A 25,708-nucleotide genomic window follows, 5' to 3' on the forward strand; every position below is an offset into this window, starting at 1 on the left:
GCTGTAATAACAGCCATAGCTGCCTGAAAGGCCACTAAGAATATATTACATTGCTGGTACCGCTTTTAGGGAGTTTTGCGGGCAATTTAGCGATTGTGGAGCACGTCGCTGTCGTGGTCTTTGAAGTAAATACGAAAGGGCCAATCGCGACTTTTACCAATGTAGACATAAAAACCATAACGATCTTCACTGTAATCTTTTACAAACTCATAGCGTGGCGGAACTGCGGCGTCGTCATCTGGTTTTAGCTCCGGCGCGGTAACCAGAATTTCCTCGATCTCCATTGCCGGCGAGTCACCTTTGCGCGGCACCGAGATCAACACACGGTATTCCCCCGACTTTTCACCTTGCTCCACAGCCTCAACCGTCACCCCCGTTTTCTCGTCTACAAAACCAACTTCCCCTTTAATATCTCCTGTTTCAGCGGCATTCGCCGTACAGCAAGTAGCACCGAATAAAAGGCATGCGGCGATAATTCGGAGCTGATTCATTATAATATCCTATTGATTTCAAGAGAGTTCGAGTGACGCTATGAGCCTGATGCTAACACCCATTGTCCATGACCGTTAAATAAAACCCAGTCTATTGCACTCAGTATAGATAGCTTTGACCTGCTGTCACTAAATTGCAGCTACAAAAAAGCCGCCCGTAGGCGGCTGAATAGCGAGAGGCTAATCTACTAACTACAGAATGCCTCTCCTGCCGCTATACGCTTACCTAGCTTTGCTAAGGTTTTTGCAGAACTTCCCAGCGCCATTTCATTGTGGCGCAACCACGTGCAGTAACGCCAAAGCGGGTAATCCCTATCAATGCCAGTGCCGCCATGTAAATGCTGGGCAGCATAGCTGACGCGGTGACCGACATCGCCAGCCCAGATTTTGGCGATTTGTACTTCGTTTGTCGCGTCCAAGCCGCCGTCTAAGCGACTAATCGCCTGATATGTGTTTAAGCGCAGACACTCAACATCTATGAAACAGTTTGCGGCCCGGTGACCCACCGCCTGAAAGGTAGAAATTAATACACCAAATTGTTTACGCTCGGCGGTGTAAGACGCAGACATGCGCATGGCTTTGTCGCTCGCACCCAGCTGATGTGCACATAATGCCACGGTGCTGCGCTCTGCGATCCACTGCATTGCCGCGCTACCGTCGCTACCCGCTGCTAATATATCGCCCGCGCCAATACGGACATTATCTAAGTGCAGCACGTATTGCGGCTCATAGCTTGTCACTTGCTGCGCGGTAAGACTTACACCCGCTGCTTTGGGGTCTAGTAATACAACAGCGATACCGTCATTGGTTCTGGCAGCCAACAGTATTCTATTGGCGATATGCGCAAACGGCACATTGGTCTTCTCGCCATTAAGGAGCAAACCATCACCGTCAGCACTGGCCGTCGTCAAATAGGGCTGTGCAGGGTCGTCGTTATGAGCTTCGCACAATGCCGCCGTAAGCATCAGCTCACCACTAGCCACCCCTGGCAACCACTGCTGCTTTTGCGCCGTGCTGCCAAACTGCTGAATGGGTAATGCAGCTGAAATCAGGTGCGAAACTAACGGCAGTGGCGCAATGGTACGGCCCGCCTCTTCTACTAATAATCCCAGCTCGAAAAAGCCAAAGCCCATGCCGCCGTATTCTTCACTGACGGCCACGCCGAGCAAGCCGGCTTCAGCAAGCTTCTGCCACAACTCACGATCAAAGCGCTCTGCTTTATAATCGTCGTACTGACTTAATTTCTCAGCACTTACATTCTCACTCAATATCTGGCGCGCCAAATTCTGTACGTCGCGCTGCTGCTCAGAAAATCCGAAATCCATGATCTAATCCTCAATATCGTAATTCGCAGAATTAACGCGATGCACGCGGCATCCACAGGCCTGCGGCAGAAATAATGTCGCGCTGTATTTCATTGGTACCACCACCAAAGGTGATGATCGAGGCGGTGCGATACAAACGCTCTATGCGGGACGCAATAGGATTCGCGCCGTCGGTTCTGCGACTAATTAGAGAGGCTTCACCAATCACCTCGCCCAAGAGACGATACACTTCGATGAAAAATTCCGAGCCATATACTTTGGCCGCCGAGGCATCTGCCATTTCAAGATTGCCTTCGGTCATCGCCCAAGCTTGCTTGTAACAAACCAGTTTTAAGGCCTCTACACCCGCCCGCACCTTGGCAAGATTGATTTGCACCCAGGGTTCGTCTATAAGCTTACCGCCAGTGGGCAAATCCAATTGCTGAGCCCAACGCACGATATTGTTGAACATTTCTGCGGTTGGACCAAAGTTGACCAAACTCAAACGCTCACGGTTTAACTGGCTGGTCACGAGCTTCCAGCCACCGTGCAACTCGCCAACCATGGCGTCGTCAGCAACTCGAATATTGTCATAGAAGGTCGCGTTGGTTCGCACTTCGCCTAGGGTGTGAACGGGGCTGCAGCTCCAACCCGGATCGCTGGTCGGCACCATAAACATGGAAATGCCTTTATGGGGTTTAGCTGCATCTGGGTCAGTGCGACATGCCAACCACACGTAGTCACAGAAATGCGCAAGGCTTGTCCACATTTTCTGGCCGTTGATAAGCCAACCGTCGCCATCTTTCACCGCGGTCGTTTTCAGGCTCGCGAGATCGGTGCCAGCACCCGGCTCTGAATAACCAATCGCAATAAGACACTCACCCGCTAAGATTTTGGGCACAATCTCGCGCTTCTGACGCTCATTACCATGTTCAGCAAGCTGCGGCCCAACAGATTCCGTGGTGAGAAAGGGGAACGGGTAGCCCGCCCGCATCACTTCTTCAACAAAAATGAACTGCTCGATAGGGCTCATTCCTCGGCCACCTAGCTCTTTAGGCCAGCCCACCCCTATCCAACCGTCTTTACCCATCTTTTGGAGTGCTTCTCGCCACAGCGGTCCGCCACCCTCGCCCATTGCTTCATCGCACTCAGCTTTTAAGTCTGGGGTCATCAAATTTTCAAAATAGGCCCGCAACTCTTTGCGCAAAGCGTCTTGCGCTGCGGTAAACTCAACTTTCATTTCCGTCCCCTACTATTGACCGTTTATCTTTACAGACCAATCATAGGCCTTGGCCCAGTTACCACAATTGCAAATTCACTCACCCCAGTGACAATTGCAGTCAGGTGTTTAGCAGGCCGTAATCAGCCATTCAGACGATAGCGCCAAGTCACTGATCTTGCGATGATTTGCCTGTTAATATGAGACAGATTCGCAGGCCTAACTAACCCCTACTTGCGGCATCACCCGTCCATTCGGTGGAGACTTAAAATGACCAACAAACCCGTGCAGGCCGCCATAGAGGGCTGGTTCACACTCGACACGGATACCCCTCATCTTATTGGCGCTTGCTGCGATAAATGCGGGACTTACTACTTTCCTAAAACGCTGAGCTTTTGTAAGAACCCCGCGTGCGACAGCACCACATTCAATGAAGTGGAGCTTAGCCGTACTGGCAAAATTTGGTCTTACACCAATGCCTGCTACAAGCCACCGGAGCCGTTTGTTGCCGAAGAGCCCTTTGTTCCGTATGCCATCGCGGCGGTGGAATTAGAGAAAGAGAAAATGATCATTCTCGGGCAAGTAGTCAAAGGCGTAGATGTTGATCAAATGAAAGTCGGACAGACCGCAGAACTGGTGCTCGAAACCCTGCACGAAGATGACGACGCCATCAAAGTAACCTGGAAATGGCAGCCACAGCGCTAAACACCGCCCAAGGAGAAGTAGTAATGAGTCAAGATATTGCAGTATTGGGCGTCGGCATGCACCCCTGGGGTAAATGGGGGCGCAACTTTAGCGAATACGGCGTTTACGCAGCGCGTGAAGCACTAAAAGACGCCGGCATCCCCTGGCAAGACGTTCAGTTTGTATCGGGCGCTGCGACCATGCGCTGCGGCTACCCCGGTTACGTGGCGGGCGCCACCATCGCCCAAGCTTTAGGCTGGCAAGGCGCTCAGGTGAATACCTCGTATGCCGCCTGCGCCTCCGGTTCACAAGCATTGGCGGCTGCGCGAGCAAAGATTCTCGCTGGCGAATGTGAGGTTGCTTTAGTGGTTGGTGCCGACACCACGCCAAAGGGCTTTTTGGCACCGGCCAAGGGCTATCGCCCGGAGGATCCAGATTGGCTGCGTTTCTATTTAGGTATTACCAACCCAAGTTATTTTGCTCTGTACGCCCGTCGTCGCATGGACTTATACGGCGACACCGAGGAAGACTTTGGACTGGTAAAAATTAAAAATAGCGAAAACGGTTTCACCAACCCCAATGCGCGGTATAAAAAGAAGTTCACCATGGAGGAGATTAAAAACTCCGCCATGGTCGCCGACCCGCTGCGCTTGCTACAAATTTGCGCAACCTCTGATGGCGGCGCGGCAATGATTGTATCCAGCATGGAATACGCAAAGCGCATCGGTAAAGCCAACGCAGTTAAAGTTGCCGCGGTGTCTACCGTCACACCAAGTTTTGCCAGTGCCGTGGTTGAAATGCCCGACATTGCCACTGATTCAGCCGCCGCTGCTGGTGTTGAAGCTCACAGCTTCCGAGCGGCACTGCCGAAAAAGGCCTACGAACAAGCGGGCATTGGGCCGGAAGATGTCAGCCTAGCTGAGGTGTACGACTTGTCGTCGGCTCTGGAGCTAGATTGGTACGAAGATCTGATGCTGTGCCCGCGCGGCGAAGCGGCTCAGTTAGTTCGCGAAGGCGCCACTAAACTGGGTGGACGCCTACCGGTAAATACATCTGGCGGCTTAGCCTGCTTTGGTGAAGCTGTACCGGCGCAGGCAATAGCACAGGTGTGCGAGTTAACGTGGCAGCTGCGCGGTCAAGCGGGCGAGCGGCAGATAGCCAACCCCAAAGTTGGTATTACCGCCAACCAGGGCTTATTTGGACATGGCTCTTCCGTGATCCTCAAAAGGTAGCTCTCACTGACTTAACGCCAAAATTGCATTATGGTCACTCCCCTACATCGTCATACTCGGCCACGACCGAGTATCCCGGTGCCCGGTGAGCGAAGCAAATGCCTTTAGCGTCAGACGTCTGACTACCTATGTCCGTCAAATCTAATCGTTTTTTTACGAGTACAGGACGGCTCAAAGCCCGCTCATCAGGATCCCCGATCGGGGTCGGGGATGACGGAGTTTTGAGGGTCGGGGATGACGGAGTTTTGAGGGCGGGGATGACCAGCGCCATTCGCTCTAGAAGGCCGGTGCACCTCATATGATCCGGCGGAGTAGTAGCAAGTTGTACAGCGCCTTCTAAGCTATTAATTGTTAATATGGGGTTGATGCTCATCAGCCCCTCTTTTCTATGTGCACACTCACACAGATCTCGGCGGCTAAAACCTTACTCTAGGAGCACAGCCTGATGACAAACTTACTGACTATACTAGCGATTCTCTTTATCGCACTGATCGTGTTAGTACCCCTAATAGAGAAATTCGCCCCCCATCCCTCGCCTGAACAGCAGGCCAATATTAGACGCTGGATTTTACCTCTCGTCGGCCTTTCCTTAGTTCTGGCACTGTTTAAATCCTTTATGTCTTAAATTCCACTTCTCTCCGAGTAGGCTTCATGATGACAAAACATCAAATAGCAACAGAATGTTTAGTGCTCGGCCCAGATCAGTCCGCCACTCCCGTGAGCGTGAGTCCATCGCTATACCAAGATTTAGACCTTCGTTTTAACGACTTCAAACAGCACAACCTAGTTGCTCTGCACCATTTTGACAGCGACTGGCAAAGGTGGGAGATTCACCCCCACGGCGAAGAAATGGTAATGCTGCTAGAAGGCGAAATCACCGTAGTGCTTGAAACGCCTTTCGGCGAGCAGTGCCAGAAGTTGAGCTCAGCCGGCGACTATGTCGTGATTCCGCGAAACACATGGCATACCGCCCGCACCAACACATTGGCAAAAGTCCTATTCATCACCCCCGGCGAGGGCACTCAGCACAGGGCCGGCGAATGATAGTGCTTCCGCTAGACTCCCAGTTACTGTCCTTCGATCTCGACTGAACTATCGCCCCGAGCTCTGCTATAACACCCATACTTGCTTTTACGAATCACTCTCATTAGTATTCACGTTTTCATAATGTATGACCTACTCCGCAGTTTTCGCAAAGCTCACTCCACAAGGTATACCCATGCCCGCACATTTATCTGGCCACCGAATAACAAAACATGCACTTTCGGTATTGCTGCTTTCAGCCGGAATTTCACCGCTGCTTAGCTACGCTCAAAGTGAGCAAAAAGGCGATGAAAAAGCCGTAGAGGAAGTTTTGGTCAGTGCTGACGGATCTCAGGTTTTGCTATTGGAAGCCTACCCCGGTGGACAGGTGGCACGTGGCGGTCGCGCCGGTATTTTGGGCAACCTTGATATGATGGACGCGCCCTTCACCAGCAGCAATTTCACCAATGCCTTAATCAGAGATCAACAGGCAAGCAGCGTTGCCGACGTTTTGCAAAACGACCCCGTTGTGCGGGTTGCCAAGGGCTTTGGCAATTTTCAAGAAGTGTATATTATCCGCGGCTTTCCGATTTATTCCGACGACATGACTTACAACGGTTTGTACGGAATTTTACCCCGTCAGTTTGTGGCAGCGGAATTATTAGAGCGCGTTGAGGTTTTTCGCGGCGCGAATACGTTTCTGAATGGCGCCAGCCCCGGTGGCAGTGGTGTCGGCGGTTTGGTGAATTTAGTCCCCAAGCGCGCTCAAGAAGAAGACCTTAATCTGCTTACCACTGGCTTCACAGTAGGCGGCGAAGCGTATCTTGCCGCTGACATTGCTCGCCGTTTTGGAGAGAACCAAGAAAACGGCCTGCGATTAAATATCGTAAAACGCGACGGCGAATCTGGCATCAGAGACCAAGATCGGGATTTAAGTGTTTTGGCTGTGGGCTTTGACCACGAAGGTGAAAATCTGCGTGTGTCTGCAGATATGGGCTTCCAAGATCATCGTATTGATTCACCGCGGCCGAGCGTTACACCACTAGGCGATATTCCAAAAGCCCCTGAGTCAGATACTAATTTTGCCCAGCCTTGGACCTATACCGACGAGAAGCAATTGTTTGCTGTTGCACGTGCGGAGTACTCACTCAGCGCCAGTACCGAATTGTGGGCCGCCCTGGGGACTCGACAAGGTGAGGAAGACAATATCCTCAGCAACCCCGACGCAGTTGACGATAGTGGCCTCACAAGCGCCTACCGCTTCGACAATACTCGCGAAGATAGTATTTACTCCACCGAAATAGGCATGCGCACGGAATTTAATACTGGCGATATCGGCCACCGTCTCATTTTGTCGGCTTCGGCATATACCCTGGAATCAAAAAACGCCTATGCATTTTCTAATTTTGGCGGCTTTGCGGGCAGTATTTATACCCCCACTACGGTCTCGCCACCCGTTGCCGACGCCTTTGTAGGCGGAGAGCTAAATAGCCCCAAAGTCACACAAGAAACCGACACGTCCAGTATCGCTATCGCCGATATGATGTCGTTTATGGCTGACCGCTTATTAATCACGGTTGGTGCGCGCTATCAAAAAATTGAAAACAGCAACTACAATTACAATACCGGCGCCTTAAACTCGGACGGTAAGTACAGTGAAAACGCCATCACACCCGTGCTTGGTATTGTCTACAAAGCGTCAGAATCTCTGTCCCTATACGGCAATTACAGCGAAGCGCTACTACCTGGTGAAATTGCCCCGGCCACTGCCCTCAATAACCCCGGTGAAGCTCTAGACCCCTACCGGTCAAGCCAGATCGAAACAGGGCTGAAGTACGATGGCGGCAACATCGGCGGCAGCGTGAGTATTTTTACCGTTGAAAAACCCAGTGGTATCACCCAGAACAACACCTTCTCTGACAATGGCGAACAGCGCAATCAAGGACTTGAACTCACCGTCTTCGGTCAAGCCGCCGAGAACCTCCGTTTACTCGGCGGTTTAACGCTAATCGACAGCGAACAGGTTAATACCGCAACCGGCGCAACAAATGGCAAAGAATTCGTTGGCGTACCTAAACTGCAAAGCAATATCAACGTCGAATGGGATGTTCCCAACGCAACTGGCCTTACTTTAGACGCCCGCGCGGTATACACATCGAAGCAATATACTGATGCGGCGAATTCCAAAGAAATTAGCAGCTGGACTCGTCTGGATGCCGGTGCGCGATTCAATACCACCATGGCAGGCAAAGAGGTGACATTGCGCGGGCGAGTAGAAAACCTGACTAATCGCAATTACTGGGCTTCCGTTGGGGGCTTCCCCGGCTCTAATTATTTGGTCCTAGGCTCACCGCGCAACCTGGTTTTCTCAGCATCGGTGGCTTTTTAAACGCCGCCTCTGACACATTATTTTTGGATTCGCTTACATGACTTATGGACTCATTGGTGTTGTTGCTGCCGCTGCCAGCATCATCTGTCTTTACCTTTCCTGGCAAAAACGCTTCCCTCTTCAGCGCTGGCTCATGCCTGCGGGCTGGCTAGTTGCGATACTATCTGGGCTATTTTTTATTCTCAGTAGTGGCGCCGAGTTCGGTGTTGCCTATGTTTTTATGATCGTGCCGCTAATGGCGTGGTTTGCTGTACTTTATAATTTAGAAATTAAGCGCAAACATATCCGCAGCAATGAAACCGTCAACTTCGTGGTGCCCGCAACCCGAACAATTTTACGGCATATCGCGCTATTTTTTATTGTTGTTCCCCTCGCAGGCACCGCATCTGCCTATGTGAGCGTTGCCTTGGCGTTACTACTGCCGTGGTCCACCGTCAATGCGGTAGTACTGATTGTGCTTATTGCTCCGCTGGTATGGGGGCTTGCTTCTTGGTGGGCCTGTGCAGATCCAAACCGCTATCGCCCAACGCTGTGGATTAGCGCCGCTGGCCTAATTAGCGCGGCCATTGTTTACAGCCAATAAAACTTTTGCACGTAAATTAAAAACACAGCATTTCACACTAGTGCGCGACGTGATTGCGATGTCGCTGCAAAAATAAATTTTAAAAACTGAGCATGCTCATGAAACAACTCCTCTCCCCCGCACTCGTCAAAAATTCGCTTTCCAGCCATTCTTGGCTTGGCTTGCTCGTCGGTATCATGATGTATTTAGTCTGCCTATCCGGCACGTTAGCGGTGTTTTATCAGGAGTTTGAGCGCTGGGAACAACCGACTATAGAAGAGTTTAAAACGCTGCCCAGCGAGGAGTTACAAAACGCCTACCGTACTGTGTTAGCGCAAAGCGGCGAAACTCATCACATGTATGTCTCGCTACCATCAGCCACCATGCCAAGGGCATCGATTTCCAATGATGACGGTGGCTGGTTTTTGAACAGTGATGGCTCTCTAGGTGAAAGGGTGAGCCATGAATGGACTCACCTTTTAACAGAGCTACACATATTTCTACATTTGCCAGAAAATTTCGGTGTCATTGTTGTTAGTATTCTCGGCGCAATGCTCTGCGGCCTTATCATTTCAGGATTTTTAGCTCACCCTCGACTCTTTCGCGACGCGTTCACGCTGCGTTTAAAAGGCTCAAAGCACCTTGAGCAAGCCGATATCCACAATCGCCTGAGCGTATGGGGTAGCCCATTTTATTTAATGATTGCCATCACCGGCGCCTATTTCGGTCTTGCACTGCTGTTAAGCCTTGTTGTCGCACCCGCCTTTTTTGACGGGAAAACGGATGACATCATCCCCACCGTATTTGGTGCAGAACCGACATTAGATCAAGCTCCGCACACCGCCGAAGTCGCTAAGGCTCTTGCCCAAATGCCCACTATTGCACCAGAGGCCACCCCGTTTTACATCACGGTGGAAGACGTCGGTAGCGCCGAGCAATATATTATCGTCGGCGCTCAACATCACGACCGCCTCATTTATGCGGAGCAATATCAATTCGATGGCATGGGTAACTATCTCAATAAAATCGGATTCTCCGACGGCGAAGCTGGGCGACAAGCTATTTTCTCGGTCTATCGTCTGCATTTTGGTCACTACGGCGGGTTTTTCATCAAAGTCCTTTACGGCATATTTGGCCTTGCCCTGACGGTAGTATCGGTTAGTGGGATTAACATCTGGTTCGCTAGACGCAAAAGTCGAGACGCGCTGAATAATTTATGGCTGGGTTTCGTATGGGGTGCGCCCCTGGCGTTAAGTGCTACTGCCATTAGCCAACTGGTATTCCACTTTCATTCGATTGCCTTGTTTTGGTTTTGCCTGCTTGCCTGCTCATCCCTTGCGCAATTCATTAACGATGAGCTGCTGGTAAAGGCATTGTTATTAAAGCTCAATGCCGCCGCCTTGATTGGGCTCGTTATTGCCTACGGGGTGCAATTCAATAGTCATGCTCTCCAGCTTATTCCTTTAGCGGTTAATATAAGTCTTGTCGCTATCGCCATCATTTTCTTGTGTATGGCGCCGAGTAAAGCTGCACTCCAAGCCGCTCGAAGTGCCCCTTAAACAGGGGCGACTTCCCACCACCACAGCGATGTATTCCTCGTCAGTCTGTCGTTAACAGCGGCAGCTTTTATGTCCCAGCTGTAATGTGTTAGATTAGCGGGGATGAGTGAAATGCATGTTAAAGCAGAGACGTAACAGCCCTATTTCACTGCACTTCCAATAACAACTTTCTCACTTTAGATGCGAAAGCGATGGTAGTGAAAAGAGGTGAATGAAGACGCCCAGCGCGGGTTTGTAGTCGATACTATACGCTTGCTCTTGTTGTCTTCTGCAGATAAGTTAGCGCGTCCTCCGCTCTTGCAGCCGAAACGCTAAATAGCAAAGAACCACAATGTAGTTGTATCAAATATATTAGCGCTGCCGAAAGTAAAGACAGCATAATGTGCAATGCTTATCTACAAGGTGTAGAAGAGCTAGCCGAGAAAATAAGATGAAGCGAGTATTGAGAATTCACTACCCCTGCTAACAGCATTTTTCCCTGATACAATCTGTGCGGGCAATTTTAGCGGTATACTCACAATTGACGACTCGGAAGCTAGCTGAGAAACATATGAAGCACACTTTTAGTATTTCCGCCCTTTTAGCCACAATTTGGCTAGCCAATTCAGGGCACTATACTGGCCTGCTCCTTTCGTTTGGCGCAGTTTCAGTTGCACTGGTTGTATGGATTTGTCACCGGATGGACGTAGTTGATCACGAATCTCAACCCATCCATCTAACACGTCATCTTCCCCGATATTATGCCTGGTTAGCGGTGCAGATCGTCGCTAGCAACATTGATGTTGTCAAACGAGTTTGGTCAGGTAACAGCGCTATTAGCCCTGGAATGCGGCGCTTTAAGATCAACCAGAAAACCGATATCGGTCGGGTTATCTATGCCAATTCTATTAACCTCACCCCCGGCACTATCTCGGTAACCCTTTCAGACAACGAGGTACTTGTACATGGCCTCACTCAAACCAATCTCGATGATCTCGACACAGGTGAAATGAGCCGTCGCGTGGATAAATTGGAACAATGATGCTCGCTGTTACTACCGTTACATTACTGATTGTCATGGCCATGGCTTTGGTCAGGGGCTTTGCTGGCCCCACCATATTTGACCGCGTGTTAGCTGCCAATTTATTTGGAACCAAGACCGTACTGCTTATTGCCGTACTCGGTTTCTTATTTGGTAGACCGGAGTTTTTAGATATAGCACTGATCTACGCACTAATGAATTTTATCGGCGTGATCGCACTTCTTAGATATTTTGAGCACACCCAGAAAACAGAGAAGGGGAGCTCAGCCAATGACTGATTTACTGGAAGTCATTAGCGGCATTCTATTGCTCATTGGCAGTGGCTTGATATTCACCGGCGCACTTGGGGTATTGCGATTTCCCGACACTTATAGTCGCATGCACGCTGCGGGCGTGACAGAAACACTTGCCACCACCTCATTGCTAATGGGACTAATGCTGCTAGCCGGCTGGAGTCTGGTTCTTCTAAAATTGATCATGATTTTGTTGTTCATATTATTCACCAGCCCAACGGCCAGCCATGCATTGGCAAAAGCCGTTTGGCGCGACCAGCAACACAAATCACATGGGGAGCAACCCCATGACAGCTAAGCGCGAGCGCAGAAAAAATACTGCGCGGAGGATGACGCCATAGAATTCTTTATCAATATCAGCCTGCTTAGTCTGCTGTTAGTTACGACATTAGGAATTATTCTGAGTCGCGATCTACTTGCGGTAATTATGCTCAGCGGCATTTATGGCTTTTTATCCGCGAGCTTTTTCGTTTTGATGGACGCTGTTGATGTCGCATTTACTGAGGCAGCGGTGGGTTCCGGAATTTCACCGCTGCTCATGCTGCTTACGGTGGCCCTGGTAGGGCGCAATGAAAAGCATGAGTCCGGCAAAAGTATTCCCGCCTTGGTGCTGGTTACAATTACCGGTGCGCTTCTTATCATCGGCACACTTAGTATGCCCGAGTTTGGCTCTGCCACTGCACCGGCTCAAACCCATGTAGGGCCGCACTATATCGAGAAATCTGGAAGCGAAATCGGTATTCCAAACATTGTTACCTCGGTGCTAGCTAGCTATCGAGGTTTCGATACTTTCGGCGAAGTGGCGGTAGTTTTCACCGCAGGCATCGGTGTGCTGTCACTGCTCATGTTGAAATCCAGCACGGTCCAAAAACCCGTAGTTACCAGCGCGCATAAACACAAAGTTCTGCGTATCGTCAGTAAAATTTTAATCCCCCCTATCCTCTTATTTGCACTATATGTGCAGTTCCACGGGGACTACGGACCAGGTGGCGGATTCCAAGCTGGGGTTATTTTTGCCGCCGCGATTATTTTGTACACCATGTTTTTCGGTGTTGATATCGCACAGCAGGTGGTCAGTTTTGCCGTGCTCCGTGTGTTGGCAGCCTTCGGTGTGTTGCTGTACGGATCGGTAGGCTTGGTATCTATGCTCAACGGTGGCGACTTCCTCGACTACTCTGCATTAGCCGAGAACCCGATTACAGGTCAACACATCGGCATCATTGTCATTGAGCTAGGCGTGGGAATCACCGTTGCGGCTATCATGGTAATGATCTTTTACTGCTTCGCTGGCCAAGTGAACGACACAGGGGAGGCAGGTCAATGACACAATTATTTACCCATTACAATTATTGGATTGTAGTGGTCTTAATGATGGCCGGCTTTTTCATCGTGATAGCCCAGGGCAATCTGGTCAAGAAATTGATCGGACTCAACATTTTTCAGACTTCAGTTTTTATTCTCTATATCAGCTCGGGAAAAATTACAGGTGGCACGGCCCCTATCCTGCAAGAAGGGATTACGGTCTACTCCAACCCCCTGCCCCACGTGCTGATTCTCACCGCGATTGTTGTCGGTATTGCCACCACCGCACTGGGACTAGCGCTAGTCATAAGAATCAAGAAGGCCTACGGCACTATTGAAGAGTCCGAAATTCAGCAGCGAGACCATACGTGTTAAGCCATTTACCTATTCTGCAAGTTATTCTGCCACTGCTTGGGGCGCCTGCCTGCCTTATTTTAGGTCGAGGTAAACTGGCCTGGCTATTCGCCCTGCTAGTCAGCACCCTTAGCTTTTGTATCGCCGCCACGCTGCTGTATACGGTATACCACCACGGTGTAATTAGTTATGCCTTGGGTGGTTGGCAAGCACCCTGGGGTATTGAGTACCGAATTGATCTTCTCAATGCGTGGTTGCTAGTGATAGTTTCTGGCAGCAGTACAATTTCTCTACTAGCAGCACAGAGCAGCATTAGTAGCGAAATTGCCCTAGACAAACAGGGCTTATTTTATGTGGCGTGGCTGCTGTGCCTCGCGGGCTTGCTGGGTATTTTAGCGACCGGTGATGCATTCAACGTCTTTGTCTTTTTAGAAATTTCATCGCTGTCTACCTACACCCTAATATCCTTAGGACCCAATAGACAAAGCCTGTGGGCCGCGTTTCGCTACCTGATCATGGGCACCATTGGCGCGACCTTTATCCTCATCGGTATCGGTTTCATGTATATCATGACCGGCACGCTCAATATGGCCGATCTTGCGGAACGCCTGCCATCGGCGAGTGAGTCGCCTACCGTATTTGCCGCTTACGCATTTATTTTGGTGGGTATTAGCTTAAAGCTCGCTCTATTCCCACTGCATCTGTGGCTGCCTAACGCGTATAGTCAAGCGCCATCAATTGTCACTACCTTTCTCGCCGCCAGCGCCACCAAGGTAGCCCTTTATCTTTTAATACGCTTCACCTACACCATATTCCCGAGCGAGTTTAGCCAGTTCATTATTCCGCTAGCAGATATCTTCGTCGCTCTAGGCATCGTGGCGGTATTCAGCGCGTCGATTGCTGCGATATATCAAGAGGAGATAAAGCGCGCGATCGCCTATTCCAGTATCGCCCAAATTGGCTATATGGTCATCGGTTTGGGGATCGGCGGTGTGCTGGGGCTGCAGGCGACCTTGATTCATGTTTTCAACCACGCGTTGATGAAAGCCACATTATTTATGGCCCTGGCTGGGATTGCGGTTCGCATTGGCGCCACGACCCTTACCTCGATGCAGGGACTGGGGAGAAAAATGCCTTGGACGAGCTTTGGTTTTGTTGCCGGCGGTCTCAGCTTAATTGGTGTTCCCCTTACCGCTGGTTTTATCAGCAAATGGTATTTGGTATCTGCCGCTGCACTGGCGGGCCGCTGGCCATTAGTGTTTTTAATTCTATTGGGTTCACTGCTCGCCATCATCTATATATGGCGAGTGGTAGAGGCGCTCTACTTCAAGTCAGCAGCAGATAACTCTCCAGTAAAAGAAGCCCCACTCACTATGCTTATTGCGCTATGGCTGCTAATTCTAGGCAATGTCTATTTTGGTATCGACACCCGCTTACCGGTATCGATCAGCTATGAAGCAGCCGCCGCACTGGTAGAGGGGCGTCCATAATGGATACAACAGCCATGCTAATTGACGTCGCCATTCTCACGCCCATTATTGCGGTAGTAGGAATACTGGCGTTCAGCAAGAAACCAAATCTGCGCGAAGCCATATCCCTTATCGCCGGCGTGACTCTCTTAGCGATCAATTTGAAACTGTACTCCAGTTTTAATCACGGTGAAGTGCTCTCACGCCAGTGGCTAGAAATACTGCCTGGTCTAAATTTAAGTTTCAGAGTCGATGCCCTGGGGCTCCTGTTTGGGCTAGTCGCCAGTCTGCTATGGCCAATAACCACCTTGTACGCGATTGGCTATATGCGCGGCCACAACGAAGACCACCAAACACGTTTCTACGCGTGTTTTGCTATTGCCATCGCAGCGGTAATGGCCATTGCCTACGCAGAAAACTTATTCACGCTGTTCATTTTTTATGAAGTACTTTCGCTGTGCACCTACCCTCTGGTAACACATGCAGGTACCGAAAAAGCCAAAAAAGGCGGCAGGGTTTACCTGGGCATATTAATGGGTACCTCTATCGCCTTTTTTCTCCCTGCTATTATCATCACGTGGCTGGTGGCAGGCACTCTAGACTTTCAACAAGGCGGCATTTTCCCCGAGCAAACTCCAATCGCGTTGCTGTCACTATTACTAGTCCTATTTGTTTTTGGTGTCGCCAAGGCAGCGGTCATGCCTTTTCACCGCTGGCTTCCGGCGGCAATGGTGGCTCCTACTCCGGTTAGCGCCCTGCTCCACGCCGTTGCGGTGGTCAAGGCTGGCGTATTCAGCCTAATCAAAATTTTGGTCTTTATCTTCGGCCTAGATACACTCCAACAAATACCGGTAAGCGATTATCTTCTCTACCTAGCTGGTGCCGGTGTCGTGCTGGCTTCGCTAATAGCGATGCGTCAAGACAACCTGAAAGCCCGACTCGCCTATTCAACCATTAGCCAACTAGGTTATATCACCGTTGGGGTCTTACTGGCGGTTGAGAGCGGCGTAATGGGCAGCGCAATGCATATTGCTACCCATGCCCTAGGAAAAATCACCCTGTTCTTCTGCGCTGGCGCCATACTGGTGGCTAGTCACAAAAGCGAAATCAGCTCGATGGTGGGGCTAGGCCGAAGTATGCCAATCACCATGACCGCTTTTTTCATCGCCTCTCTCAGTATTATCGGTCTGCCACCCACAGCGGGAACGTGGAGCAAATGGTGGTTACTGACAGCTACCTTAGAGACCGATCATTTAATTCTAATGGGGGTGCTGATACTCAGCTCGCTACTAAATATCGCCTATTTACTGCCAATTCCTTTGCGCGCTTTCTTTCCAGGGAAGCAGGCAGTTTCAGGCCCCGTCGCTATTCATGAAGCGCCACCTGCCGCGCTCATCGCGCTATGCTCTACGGCATTGGCGTGCGTTTTGTTATTTTTCTTTCCCAACCCGCTATTTGAGCTGGTATCACAGATTTTTAGCGAGGGAACGCCATGAGCCAGTCCCAAGATTTTTTTGATCGCCCCGCAACACTGCGCCTTATTCTCAACAGTCTTTACGTCATTTGCGCGCTGCTAGTTGGCTTGGATTTTGTGATCCATCGACACACCGAACACCCTTGGGAGGGCCTGTATGGCTTTTATCCTATTTACGGATTTATCGGCTGTGTGATTTTAGTACTGGTTGCTAAGTGGATGCGCAAAGGTTTAATGCGCGAGGAAGACTACTACCAACAAACTCGCGAATCTAAGACGGAGAATACCCATGGTGGGGATTGAACTGCCGCCGTTCCTGCTCTTTTATCTAGGAGCAGTCATTGCCCTACTCGGCGGCGCCACTTGGCGCGGCCCAGCAATGATCGTGGTCATTATATTAAGCGCGCTAAACCTGTGGCAGCTACCGGCATTTTACGGCCTCGAAACCCAGTTAATGGGAATGGAATTAAAGCCAATCCACATAGACCGACTGAGCCTATTGTTCGGCTATTTATTTCATATTGCCGCGTTCATCAGCGTAATCTACTCCCTCCACGTCAAGGATAAGATGCAGCAAGTCGCAGCCATGCTTTATGCTGGTAGTGCCTTGGGCGCCGTCTTTGCCGGTGATTTACTGACCTTGTTTGTATTTTGGGAAATGCTGGCAGTCACCTCAGTCTTTTTAATTTGGGCTGGGCGCAGCGACAAAGCCTACAGCGCGGGGATGCGTTATCTGATCGCGCAAGTGATATCAGGAATGCTGCTGTTAGTGGGCGTCATTTTGTATTACCAACATCAGGGCAACCTGATGTTTAGCAAAATCGGGCTAGACTCGGTCGCAAGCTGGTTTATTTTTATCGCATTTGGCATTAAGTGCGCATTCCCATTTTTCCATAACTGGCTGACCGACGCCTATCCCGAAGCAACACCTACTGGCACAGTCTTCTTGAGTGCTTTCACCACCAAAGTTGCCGTATACGCCATGGCCCGGGGCTTCCCTGGCACTGAGATGTTGGTGTATATCGGCGCGACGATGGCGTGCTTCCCCATCTTCTTTGCGGTAATTGAAAATGACCTGCGCCGGGTTCTCGCCTACAGCTTGATCAACCAGATCGGTTTTATGATGGTGGGGATTGGTATTGGCACTGAGCTGGGTATCAATGGTGCCGTCGCTCACGCCTTTAATGATGTTATTTTTAAAGGCTTATTGTTTATGTCGATGGGCGCGGTGCTCTACCGTACCGGCCGAATTAACGGCTCCGAACTTGGTGGGCTATATAAATCCATGCCCAAGACCGCCGTACTTTGTATTATCGGCGCGGCATCGATATCAGCCTTCCCCTTATTCAGTGGCTTTGTCAGCAAGTCGATGATTATGTCGGCGGCACTCAAGGACAACTTTGACGTGGTCTGGCTGCTACTGTTATTTGCCTCGGCAGGGGTATTCCATCACGCGGGCATCAAAATTCCTTATTTCGCTTTTTTCGCCCACGACTCGGGTATTCGCTGCAAAGAAGCGCCGTGGAATATGCTACTGGCAATGTCTATAGCCGCCGCTCTGTGTCTAACAATTGGTATATTCCCACAGCTGCTCTACCAACATCTGCCCTTCGCCACTGACTACAGTGCCTATGACGTGAGCCATATTCTCACCCAAACACAGCTGCTATTTTTCTCAGCATTGGCTTTTGTATGGCTAAACTTGAAAGGTATGTACCCACCGGAACTGCCCTCGACCAATCTCGATGTCGATTGGCTGTACCGACGACCGCTCCCTCGGCTGTTAAATGCTTGCGGAAGAGGCTGCCTCTACATTGATCAGACTGCGCGCAACAGCATTCTCAAACTCGGTCACGCATTTGAAGATCGTTTAGCCAATCTTCACAGCAGCGGTGGTATTTTCTCTCGCACCATCTCAATTAGTAGCATGGTTGCGTGGGTGGTGACCTTGCTTGCGGTATTATTGGTCTTCCGGTTTATCTGAGCCAGCTCATAACAAATAACAATGTCACTAAGGGATTATGACCCATATATCTAGGATGTGCACCATCATATGGTGCACGCCTATTAACGCGTCAATGTACAAGACCTGTTAATAACGGTGCTCCTGCATCAATGCGCTTCCATGCCTTCTCGTGAAAGTAAAACACCACGGTGTTCACCGCCGGCTCTATTAGCGCCAACATGCCACCGACCACGGCACTGCCAGTCAGAATGTAGGCGACCGAAAAAGCCACGCTGAAATGCATCATGGCGAAACTGATGGTCTTTTTCATAATGGCCTCCTCGGTCATTGTTAAGGTACAGAATCTGGCCTACGCAACATCGCCCCGCTAGCCACAAGTCAAATAGTAATGATTATCGATAAATTAATATAATTAATAATTTATTGGGTATAGATACGCTTAAGCTATCGATATAGACCAAATCACGCCTCTAGATGCGCACCACAAAAGCACATGAATTCGTGCAACGAACCAAACAAGTGCTCATTATCTTTCGGCTGTGCCACAAGCCGCTAAAACCACGCTACGCCGCCTAAGCCCTAACGCCCTTTCATTCTACTTTTGGCACAGCAGTTGCACACAAGATTTCAGGGGCGCGCCGATTCAGTGCGCCACCACCAGATGACTAAGGGCTCTAATGAAAAAAGCGCAAATCACCCTAACGCTCTCAACATTACTCTTTTCCTCATTAGCCTTTGCTGACGATATTGCGGATTTAACAGGCGCCACCAATATGGTGTGGCTGGTGACGGCAAGTGCCTTGGTATTCCTCATGCAAGCGGGCTTCGCTTTACTGGAATCCGGCATGTCGCGGAGTAAAAACTCACTCAATGTCGTTATGAAAAACTATATGGATGTGTGTATCGGCACCCTGATATTTTGGGCGCTGGGCTATGGCTTAATGTTCGGTAATAACCCTAGCGGCTTTATGGGTAGCGATCTGTTTTTAATAAACGACAGCGATCCAACAAGCTACGGTGTCTTGCTGTTCCAAACGATGTTCGCAGCGACGGCAGTCACCATTGCCAGTGGCGCCATGGCCGAACGAACGCGCTTTGATGCTTATTTAGTGGGCGCAGTCATTATTACTGCCATCATCTACCCCATCTTTGGGAGCTGGGTATGGAACGCCAACGGCTGGCTAGCCAAAATGGGCTTCATCGATTTTGCAGGCTCAACCGTCGTGCACTCGGTGGGCGCATGGTGTGCTCTTGCAGGTGTGATTATTCTTGGTCCGCGACTGGGTCGATTCGACAAGAGTGGCAAGCCCCGTGAATTGCGTGGCCACAACCTTACTCTGGTGGCTTTGGGCGGTTTTATTTTATGGTTTGGCTGGTTCGGTTTTAACGGCGGCTCCACCCTAAGCGCCTCGGCTGACATCGGTCTAATCAATCTAAATACTCAATTAGCTGCGGCAGCAGGCGCAAGTGCAAGCATGCTTCTGGCGGTTGCACTGCGCAAGCCAATATTACTCACCGACACCGTCAATGGCAGTCTCGCGGGTTTAGTTGCCATTACTGCAGGCTGCGCATCAATGTTGCCTGCCTACGCTGTGCTGACAGGGGCAATCGGCGGTGTTGTCTGCGTACTAGGCGGACAGTTGATGCTAAAAATGCACCTTGACGACGTTGTCGGTGCGGTCTCCGTGCACGGCTTTGCCGGCGCATGGGGGACTTTAGCCGCTGGAATCTTTTACGCCGACAGTATGTTTGATGCCAAAATTATTACCGTTCAACTGATTGGCATTGCAGCTTGCTTCGTTTGGACCTTCTGCTGCGCCATTATTATGTACTTTGCTATCGATATACTGATGGGATTGCGCGCCCCTGCCCAGCATGAACAACGCGGCTTAGACTTGAGTGAACACGCTGAGATTGGCTACCCGGAATTCAATACCGGCAGTATAGCCTATACCGCTGACCGCGCCGGTAATATGGATCTGCAGCGATGAGTAAGCGCAGCGTCAGTGATCGTCGACGTGCCATTTACACCGGTTTGCAGAATTTCATGGATGAAGCCGCGGTGCTGAAAGCGGTTGCCCATTGGGAAAATCGTTATATCGACCAGCCGAGCTTGGCCTTGCAACGATTTGTTGCCGACATTTGCCAAACGCCTGAGCTGAAAGAACAGCGCTCCGCCATACTACGGAGCTTGATTCAGGCAATGGGACAGGACAGCAACAAACTGCTGGCAGACCCCCGCGGCGACGGCACCGAAGACCAAATCGAAAACCCCGTCTCAGCTAGTCAAGCCTTTGCAGAATTAATGCTGGCAATGATGGGACAGCTCGACGATCAGTTACAGCATAAACTACGGATTGAATTGTTCGCAGCACTGCGCCAACGGCAATTACCGCACGCCACGCTTGAAGCGCTTCAGCGCTGGCTGGGTAATCGCCAAGCACTAACACTTGGCAATGCGCCGCCTGCACTACTGCAAAAACTGTTAAATCAATATTACGTGCTACTCTGCGAGAATATTGGCCCCGTACGTGCGGATAAAATCTTGGCAAGCGGTGTCGCTCGGGTACAGCACGAACACCCTAAACTTGATATATTCTTAGACGAACTCTTGTAAACCCACCGCATTGTTGCGTTGGCCCAAGCAACAACATAGCAATGCGGAGCCTCTCATGCCCAAGCTTTTTAGCCCCTCTACGTTGATGGTCATTGCACTAAGCGCTATTCTTTGCGCCTGCAACAAAGAGCCCAGCCCGATATCAGATTCTGAGAAACCTCAAACCGTGATTTCTGACAGTCAGCAGCGCACACTGAACAACGCCAAACACATGGAAGAAATACTCCAAAGAGATGTTGAATCTCGCGAACAAAACATGCGCGAACAAGGAATCTAAGGCCTATCAACAATGCAAAAGACACTTTGGCTAGTACTCTTCTTTTCGATCTTACTGTGGTCCGGCATTCATCCCAAAGATAGCTTCACGTGGTTTCTTGAGGTCGCCCCCGCGCTGATAGTATTAGCGATCTTAGCGATAACACAGAAACGCTTTCCTCTTACATCGCTGCTCTACGCACTTATTTTGATACACAGCATCATTCTGATGATAGGCGGCCACTACACTTACGCTGAAGTACCTGCCTTTGACACCCTCGCAGAACTATTTAACTGGCACAGAAATCACTACGACAAACTCGGCCATTTAGCGCAAGGCTTTGTACCCGCCATCGCCGCTCGAGAACTGCTTATTCGGCATCACGTGATTGAAAAGCCGCGCTGGTTAGCTGTGATCATTGTATTAATTTGTCTGGGTATAAGTGCGCTTTATGAACTCATCGAGTGGTGGGTTGCGGAATTAACTGGGGAATCTGCCGAGGCATTTTTGGGCACTCAAGGCTATGTATGGGATACCCAATCAGATATGGCGATGGCAATGATCGGCGCAATTCTCGCTTTGCTGTTACTCAGTCGAACGCATCAAGCTCAATTGCAGGCACTGGACATTAGCGCCAGCCAAACACACTAAAGCGCAAACAATTTATTCAGCGGATTGATCGGCCACGGTGATTCAAACAAGGCATCAATTTCGGAGTCTGGCACCTCCGCGATGGACTTGTAACACCAGCGTGGATCGCGGTCACGGTCAATTAAACGCGCACGCACGCCCTCGGCGAATTCAGGATCGCGCACGCGGTTAGACGACAATACTAATTCCATTTTGAACACGTCTGCTAAACTCAAGTTACGCCCCGTCTGCAGCTGTTGAAAGATCAACTTTGCCGTGCTCGATGCGCCGCGCGCTAAACCCTGTGCGGCCAACTGCAGCCACTCGCTATTGCCGGTATATCCACAAATCCTCATTTCGACTGCAGCGGGGCTTGGCAGCGCGCAAACATCATCAATCCATCCGCGATGATCTTTTAGCGACGATTGCTGCAAGACTACGCCCTGCTCCGCCTCGATATCGGTAAGACACTCAGTTAACTGCTCAGCGTTCCATTCCGAATCATCGCACCAATCGAGATTAATAATTTTGCGCAAAACATCCGTTTTATTTTTATCGTGTAAACAATAATCTGCTAATCCGGCGTACAGGGCATCTGCTGGCGACAAATAAGCGCTGGTTAGAGCAGTAAATAGCCCGGTGGCTCCAGGCATTTGCCCCAAGAACCAGCTGGCTCCCACATTGGGAAAAAGACCTATGCTGATCTCCGGCATTGCCAGCGTGCTCTTATTAGTCACTATTCGATGACTACCGCCTACCATCAAGCCGAGCCCCGCCCCCATAACGATGCCACTTCCCCAGCAAATAACCGGTTTGGGAAAACGGTGTATTAAATGTGCCGCCGCGTATTCGCAACTAAAAAACGCATCGGCTTCAACGGCCGTGCCGCCGGGATTAGCTAGAGCTGACTCACGAATTCGCAAGGTATCGGCACCTACACAGAAAGCGCGCTCCCCAGCGCCATCTAAGAACACGGCGACTGCTTCTTGATCGTCGCGTATTTCGAGAAGTAACTTATGAAGCAATGTCACCATTTCCGGCGTCAATGCGTTTAATCGCGCCGGGGCATTGAGTGTAAGTTGCGCCAGATAACCACCCGCCGGTAATGGGTGACGTTCAAAACACACCGAGTATTCAACTTGCATTTACATCTCTCCTTGCGGAATTGATCAAGTATCGCGTCATATGCCTAACGTCTCAAGCCCTTGCTATGATCACTGCTAACGTCGTACTTCCAACGGGGCTTTAACCCTGTATTATCGGGGATACTGGCATTGACCCAAGCGTCATCTTGCTAGCAGAAAGCGGCCAATTTCCCCCCTTGCTCCATCGGCTATGCTCCACTCCGTTAATGATCCCCCACCCCTGGGAACAGAAGAGGCAAAATATGACCGTTTATAAAGCGCCAGTACGCGACATCAATTTCGTAATCAATGAATTACTGGACTTCAACGCCCACTACCAAACTATTCCAGCTGGCGCAGAAGCAACCCCAGACATGGTAGAAGCCATCACCAACGAGGCGGCGAAATTCGCAGAAGAAGTGCTCTCTCCGCTGAATCAAATTGGTGACGAGCAAGGTTGTCAATGGAACGATGGCGAAGTAACTACACCAGAAGGATTCAAAGAAGCTTATAAACTGTGGGTTGAAGGTGGCTGGCAAGGCCTGTCCCACCCGGTGGAGTACGGCGGTCAAGGCCTACCCATGTCGATGGGACTGATTAAATCCGAGTTAGTAGGCACAGCAAACTGGTCCTGGGGCATGTATCCCGGATTAAGCCTGGGAGCAATGAATACACTCTACGTGCACGGTACCGAAGAGCAAAAGCAACTGTATTTGAGCAAGCTGTGCGAAGGCACTTGGACAGGCACCATGTGCTTGACTGAAGCTCATTGTGGTTCGGACCTCGGTCAAATGCGCAGCAAAGCAGAGCCACAGGAAGACGGCAGCTATCGCATTACTGGCACTAAAATTTTTATCTCTGCGGGTGAACACGACTTTGCAGAAAATATCATTCACATTGTGTTGGCGCGCACACCTGGCGCACCAGAAGGCACTAAAGGTATTTCGCTCTTCATCGTGCCTAAATTTAATACCACTGAAGATGGCACCATCACTGATCGCAACGGCGTGAGGTGTGGCAGCATCGAGCATAAAATGGGTATCCACGGCAACGCCACCTGCGTTATTAACTTCGACTCCGCCACCGGCTATATGCTGGGCCAAGAGAACGAAGGTCTGAATGCCATGTTCACCTTTATGAATACCGCCCGGATAGGCACTGCTATTCAAGGTTTAGCCGCATCTGAGCTGGCTTACCAAAATGCACTACCTTACGCCCTAGACCGCTATTCAATGCGCTCTTTGTCCGGCGTTAAAAATCCTGACAAAGCGGGCGATGCGATTATTCACCACCCCGATGTGCGCCGCATGTTGCTAACCGCAAGAGCCTTTGCGGAAGGTGGTCGCGCCATGATTTACGACGCGGCAAAATACTCTGACCGAATGGTACAGGCAGAAACGCAGGCAGATCGCGACGAAGCTGAAAATGAGCTGGGCTTTTTAACACCGATATTGAAAGCATTTTTAACGGAAACCGGTTTGGAATCTGCCAGCAATGCCATGCAGGTATTTGGCGGCCACGGTTTTATTAAAGAACACGGTATGGAGCAAATTTATCGCGACGCCCGCATTGCGACCATGTATGAAGGCACCACCGGCATTCAAGCCATGGACCTTATCGGCAGAAAAGTTGTACTCGACGGCTTTAAACTTTACGGCGGATTCTGCAAGAAATTATATAAATTTGGTTTCAAAAATTTAATTAGCGGTAAACGCCGCTGCTACTCGGCAAAGCTTATCGGCTATACCCTGTCATGGAACTGGCACACCATTAAAATGGTTGCCCGTGCATCTAGAAACAGAGATGCAGTAGGTGCAGCGTCTTACGACTTTTTGATGTATAGCGGTTACTTGTCAATGGCTTACTACTGGGCAATGATGGCCGAAGTTGCAGCTAGTAAATTAGCCGAAGGCGGTGACGACAAGGCATTTTATGAAGCAAAGCTGGAAACGGCAGAGTTTTATTTCTCACGCCTACTACCCCGCGCCAAAGGTCACGCTGGCTGCATGAACAGCAGCACCGACAGTGTCATGGCTATGACATTAGACCGCTTCACTACACGCTGAGGCGCATGACCTAATCCCCCCACTCTTTGCTTGCAGGCAAAGCTGTGGGGCCACAAAGGTTAATCACTTAATGCAAAAAAGCCCTGATATCGCTATCAGGGCTTTTTTGTAGGCCGGCATTTCATTTTGAACGTTTAAAAGGTCACTTGCGACACCTGGTAAGCGGCACTGCTTTGCATCCCACAGGGATTAGCTATCTCCTGACTTGCTCCGGGGCTGACCACAAAAGATTGCACACTCATCACCGATTTATTGTTTAGGTCTTCTTTATAATAACTAAAAACGCCACTCACTTTAGTGTCACACACATTGTGAACAGTGAAACGCGTAGAGACTTTGTGATGATTAAAATAGGAACAACTCGATTGTTCGGATGTCGCCGGAAACTCCTGCACATTCCAATCTAAACAACTTTCTGGTTCGGCAAATACCGACATAGCCGACACACTGAAAAATGAGCAGAGTACATAGCTTGCTAATTTATTATTCACGATAAACACCTACTGGGCTTAAAACGTTACTACCTAACTTATGCTCAAATTTTCTTTCGAAATATTCCCTAAGCGGTAATAACAAAGATCCTGACATGTACAATAGTTAATCTTGAGCCCAATTGGGAGTGCGTATAAGCCACTAAGCACACATTGACATTCTATTTATTTTTATAAAAATC

At 50.0% G+C, this 25,708-nt stretch carries 27 protein-coding genes; 21 read left to right on the plus strand and 6 right to left on the minus strand.

Translation table 11 applies throughout. From position 1 onward, the window contains the following. Positions 1 to 86: 86 nt before the first annotated feature. From KXJ70_RS13620 to KXJ70_RS13630, 3 genes are all read right to left on the minus strand, one after another. Entirely contained in the window at positions 87 to 491 is a 405-nt protein-coding gene (locus KXJ70_RS13620) for a hypothetical protein (protein ID WP_219044055.1), read from the minus strand. A 188-nt stretch (positions 492 to 679) separates the two neighbouring features. Next, a complete protein-coding gene (locus tag KXJ70_RS13625) occupies positions 680 to 1,816 on the minus strand; it encodes an acyl-CoA dehydrogenase family protein (RefSeq protein ID WP_219044056.1) in 1,137 nt (378 codons plus the stop codon). Positions 1,817 to 1,847: 31 nt separating this feature from the next. Next, on the minus strand, positions 1,848 to 3,035 hold the full coding sequence (locus tag KXJ70_RS13630; protein ID WP_219044057.1) for an acyl-CoA dehydrogenase family protein: 1,188 nt from the start codon (positions 3,033 to 3,035) through the stop codon (positions 1,848 to 1,850). A 249-nt stretch (positions 3,036 to 3,284) separates the two neighbouring features. Between KXJ70_RS13630 and KXJ70_RS13635 the strand changes: the two genes are divergently transcribed. The 16 genes from KXJ70_RS13635 to KXJ70_RS13710 all read left to right on the plus strand — a co-directional run bounded on the left by KXJ70_RS13635 (position 3,285) and on the right by KXJ70_RS13710 (position 18,360). Beyond that, positions 3,285 to 3,719 carry a Zn-ribbon domain-containing OB-fold protein gene (locus KXJ70_RS13635; RefSeq protein WP_219044058.1) on the plus strand — a complete coding sequence of 145 codons (435 nt, stop codon included), beginning with the start codon at positions 3,285 to 3,287 and terminating at the stop codon, positions 3,717 to 3,719. Positions 3,720 to 3,742: 23 nt separating this feature from the next. Continuing rightward, positions 3,743 to 4,930 (plus strand): lipid-transfer protein, encoded by a 1,188-nt coding sequence (locus KXJ70_RS13640; RefSeq protein WP_219044059.1) that lies wholly within the window; start codon positions 3,743 to 3,745, stop codon positions 4,928 to 4,930. Between the two features lie 445 nt (positions 4,931 to 5,375). Beyond that, a complete protein-coding gene (locus tag KXJ70_RS13645; protein WP_219044060.1) occupies positions 5,376 to 5,555 on the plus strand; it encodes a hypothetical protein in 180 nt (59 codons plus the stop codon). Between the two features lie 26 nt (positions 5,556 to 5,581). Next, the gene (locus KXJ70_RS13650) at positions 5,582 to 5,974 is read left to right on the plus strand and encodes a cupin domain-containing protein (RefSeq protein ID WP_219044061.1); all 393 of its coding nucleotides are present in this window, start codon (positions 5,582 to 5,584) and stop codon (positions 5,972 to 5,974) included. Positions 5,975 to 6,149: 175 nt separating this feature from the next. Then, the gene (locus KXJ70_RS13655; protein ID WP_219044062.1) at positions 6,150 to 8,342 is read left to right on the plus strand and encodes a TonB-dependent receptor; all 2,193 of its coding nucleotides are present in this window, start codon (positions 6,150 to 6,152) and stop codon (positions 8,340 to 8,342) included. Positions 8,343 to 8,379: 37 nt separating this feature from the next. Further along, positions 8,380 to 8,925, plus strand: a complete 546-nt coding sequence (locus tag KXJ70_RS13660; RefSeq protein WP_219044063.1) for a hypothetical protein — start codon at positions 8,380 to 8,382, stop codon at positions 8,923 to 8,925. A 98-nt stretch (positions 8,926 to 9,023) separates the two neighbouring features. After that, complete coding sequence (locus tag KXJ70_RS13665; RefSeq protein WP_219044064.1) at positions 9,024 to 10,463, plus strand: PepSY-associated TM helix domain-containing protein; 1,440 nt, start codon at positions 9,024 to 9,026, stop codon at positions 10,461 to 10,463. A 550-nt stretch (positions 10,464 to 11,013) separates the two neighbouring features. Further along, the gene (locus tag KXJ70_RS13670) at positions 11,014 to 11,484 is read left to right on the plus strand and encodes a Na+/H+ antiporter subunit E (RefSeq protein ID WP_219044065.1); all 471 of its coding nucleotides are present in this window, start codon (positions 11,014 to 11,016) and stop codon (positions 11,482 to 11,484) included. After that, positions 11,481 to 11,762 (plus strand): MrpF/PhaF family protein, encoded by a 282-nt coding sequence (locus tag KXJ70_RS13675; protein ID WP_219044066.1) that lies wholly within the window; start codon positions 11,481 to 11,483, stop codon positions 11,760 to 11,762. Before KXJ70_RS13670 ends, KXJ70_RS13675 begins: the two co-directional genes overlap by 4 nt. Further along, positions 11,755 to 12,075, plus strand: coding sequence for a monovalent cation/H(+) antiporter subunit G (mnhG, locus tag KXJ70_RS13680; RefSeq protein ID WP_219044067.1), 321 nt, complete (start codon positions 11,755 to 11,757; stop codon positions 12,073 to 12,075). The genes KXJ70_RS13675 and mnhG overlap by 8 nt, the downstream gene beginning before the upstream one ends. A 39-nt stretch (positions 12,076 to 12,114) precedes the next feature. After that, a complete protein-coding gene (locus KXJ70_RS13685; protein WP_219044238.1) occupies positions 12,115 to 13,101 on the plus strand; it encodes a DUF4040 domain-containing protein in 987 nt (328 codons plus the stop codon). Next, positions 13,098 to 13,454: a cation:proton antiporter subunit C gene (locus KXJ70_RS13690; RefSeq protein WP_219044068.1), complete on the plus strand. Its 357-nt coding sequence runs from the start codon at positions 13,098 to 13,100 to the stop codon at positions 13,452 to 13,454. Before KXJ70_RS13685 ends, KXJ70_RS13690 begins: the two co-directional genes overlap by 4 nt. Beyond that, entirely contained in the window at positions 13,448 to 14,923 is a 1,476-nt protein-coding gene (locus KXJ70_RS13695; protein ID WP_219044069.1) for a monovalent cation/H+ antiporter subunit D family protein, read from the plus strand. The genes KXJ70_RS13690 and KXJ70_RS13695 overlap by 7 nt, the downstream gene beginning before the upstream one ends. Then, on the plus strand, positions 14,923 to 16,398 hold the full coding sequence (locus KXJ70_RS13700) for a proton-conducting transporter transmembrane domain-containing protein (RefSeq protein WP_219044070.1): 1,476 nt from the start codon (positions 14,923 to 14,925) through the stop codon (positions 16,396 to 16,398). The genes KXJ70_RS13695 and KXJ70_RS13700 overlap by 1 nt, the downstream gene beginning before the upstream one ends. Continuing rightward, positions 16,395 to 16,679, plus strand: a complete 285-nt coding sequence (locus KXJ70_RS13705) for a hypothetical protein (protein WP_219044071.1) — start codon at positions 16,395 to 16,397, stop codon at positions 16,677 to 16,679. Before KXJ70_RS13700 ends, KXJ70_RS13705 begins: the two co-directional genes overlap by 4 nt. Further along, the gene (locus tag KXJ70_RS13710; protein ID WP_219044072.1) at positions 16,666 to 18,360 is read left to right on the plus strand and encodes a Na(+)/H(+) antiporter subunit D; all 1,695 of its coding nucleotides are present in this window, start codon (positions 16,666 to 16,668) and stop codon (positions 18,358 to 18,360) included. The genes KXJ70_RS13705 and KXJ70_RS13710 overlap by 14 nt, the downstream gene beginning before the upstream one ends. A 91-nt stretch (positions 18,361 to 18,451) precedes the next feature. On the opposite strand, the gene KXJ70_RS13715 is transcribed toward KXJ70_RS13710, so the two are convergent. After that, complete coding sequence (locus KXJ70_RS13715) at positions 18,452 to 18,652, minus strand: DUF2061 domain-containing protein (protein ID WP_219044073.1); 201 nt, start codon at positions 18,650 to 18,652, stop codon at positions 18,452 to 18,454. A gap of 367 nt (positions 18,653 to 19,019) precedes the next feature. Here KXJ70_RS13715 and KXJ70_RS13720 point away from each other — a divergent pair, with 367 nt between their 5' ends. Genes KXJ70_RS13720 through KXJ70_RS13735 form a run of 4 tightly spaced genes read left to right on the plus strand, consistent with a single transcriptional unit; the run spans position 19,020 to position 21,866 of the window. Continuing rightward, the gene (locus KXJ70_RS13720; protein WP_219044074.1) at positions 19,020 to 20,333 is read left to right on the plus strand and encodes an ammonium transporter; all 1,314 of its coding nucleotides are present in this window, start codon (positions 19,020 to 19,022) and stop codon (positions 20,331 to 20,333) included. Next, entirely contained in the window at positions 20,330 to 20,959 is a 630-nt protein-coding gene (locus KXJ70_RS13725) for a hypothetical protein (protein ID WP_219044075.1), read from the plus strand. The genes KXJ70_RS13720 and KXJ70_RS13725 overlap by 4 nt, the downstream gene beginning before the upstream one ends. A gap of 55 nt (positions 20,960 to 21,014) precedes the next feature. Then, on the plus strand, positions 21,015 to 21,236 hold the full coding sequence (locus KXJ70_RS13730; protein WP_219044076.1) for a hypothetical protein: 222 nt from the start codon (positions 21,015 to 21,017) through the stop codon (positions 21,234 to 21,236). Between the two features lie 12 nt (positions 21,237 to 21,248). Further along, on the plus strand, positions 21,249 to 21,866 hold the full coding sequence (locus KXJ70_RS13735; RefSeq protein WP_219044077.1) for a DUF2238 domain-containing protein: 618 nt from the start codon (positions 21,249 to 21,251) through the stop codon (positions 21,864 to 21,866). Here the strand turns inward: KXJ70_RS13735 and KXJ70_RS13740 are convergent. Further along, positions 21,863 to 22,990, minus strand: a complete 1,128-nt coding sequence (locus KXJ70_RS13740; RefSeq protein WP_219044078.1) for an enoyl-CoA hydratase/isomerase family protein — start codon at positions 22,988 to 22,990, stop codon at positions 21,863 to 21,865. The two genes, KXJ70_RS13735 and KXJ70_RS13740, sit on opposite strands and share 4 nt — an antisense overlap. 242 nt (positions 22,991 to 23,232) lie before the next feature. On the opposite strand from KXJ70_RS13740, the gene KXJ70_RS13745 reads away from it, so the two are divergent. After that, entirely contained in the window at positions 23,233 to 25,035 is a 1,803-nt protein-coding gene (locus KXJ70_RS13745) for an acyl-CoA dehydrogenase C-terminal domain-containing protein (protein ID WP_219044079.1), read from the plus strand. Positions 25,036 to 25,169: 134 nt separating this feature from the next. On the opposite strand, the gene KXJ70_RS13750 is transcribed toward KXJ70_RS13745, so the two are convergent. After that, positions 25,170 to 25,526 carry a hypothetical protein gene (locus KXJ70_RS13750; RefSeq protein WP_219044080.1) on the minus strand — a complete coding sequence of 119 codons (357 nt, stop codon included), beginning with the start codon at positions 25,524 to 25,526 and terminating at the stop codon, positions 25,170 to 25,172. Positions 25,527 to 25,708 lie beyond the last annotated feature (182 nt).

Source organism: Zhongshania aquimaris (genome assembly GCF_019312595.1).
GTDB classification, from domain to species: Bacteria; Pseudomonadota; Gammaproteobacteria; order Pseudomonadales; family Spongiibacteraceae; genus Spongiibacter; species Spongiibacter aquimaris.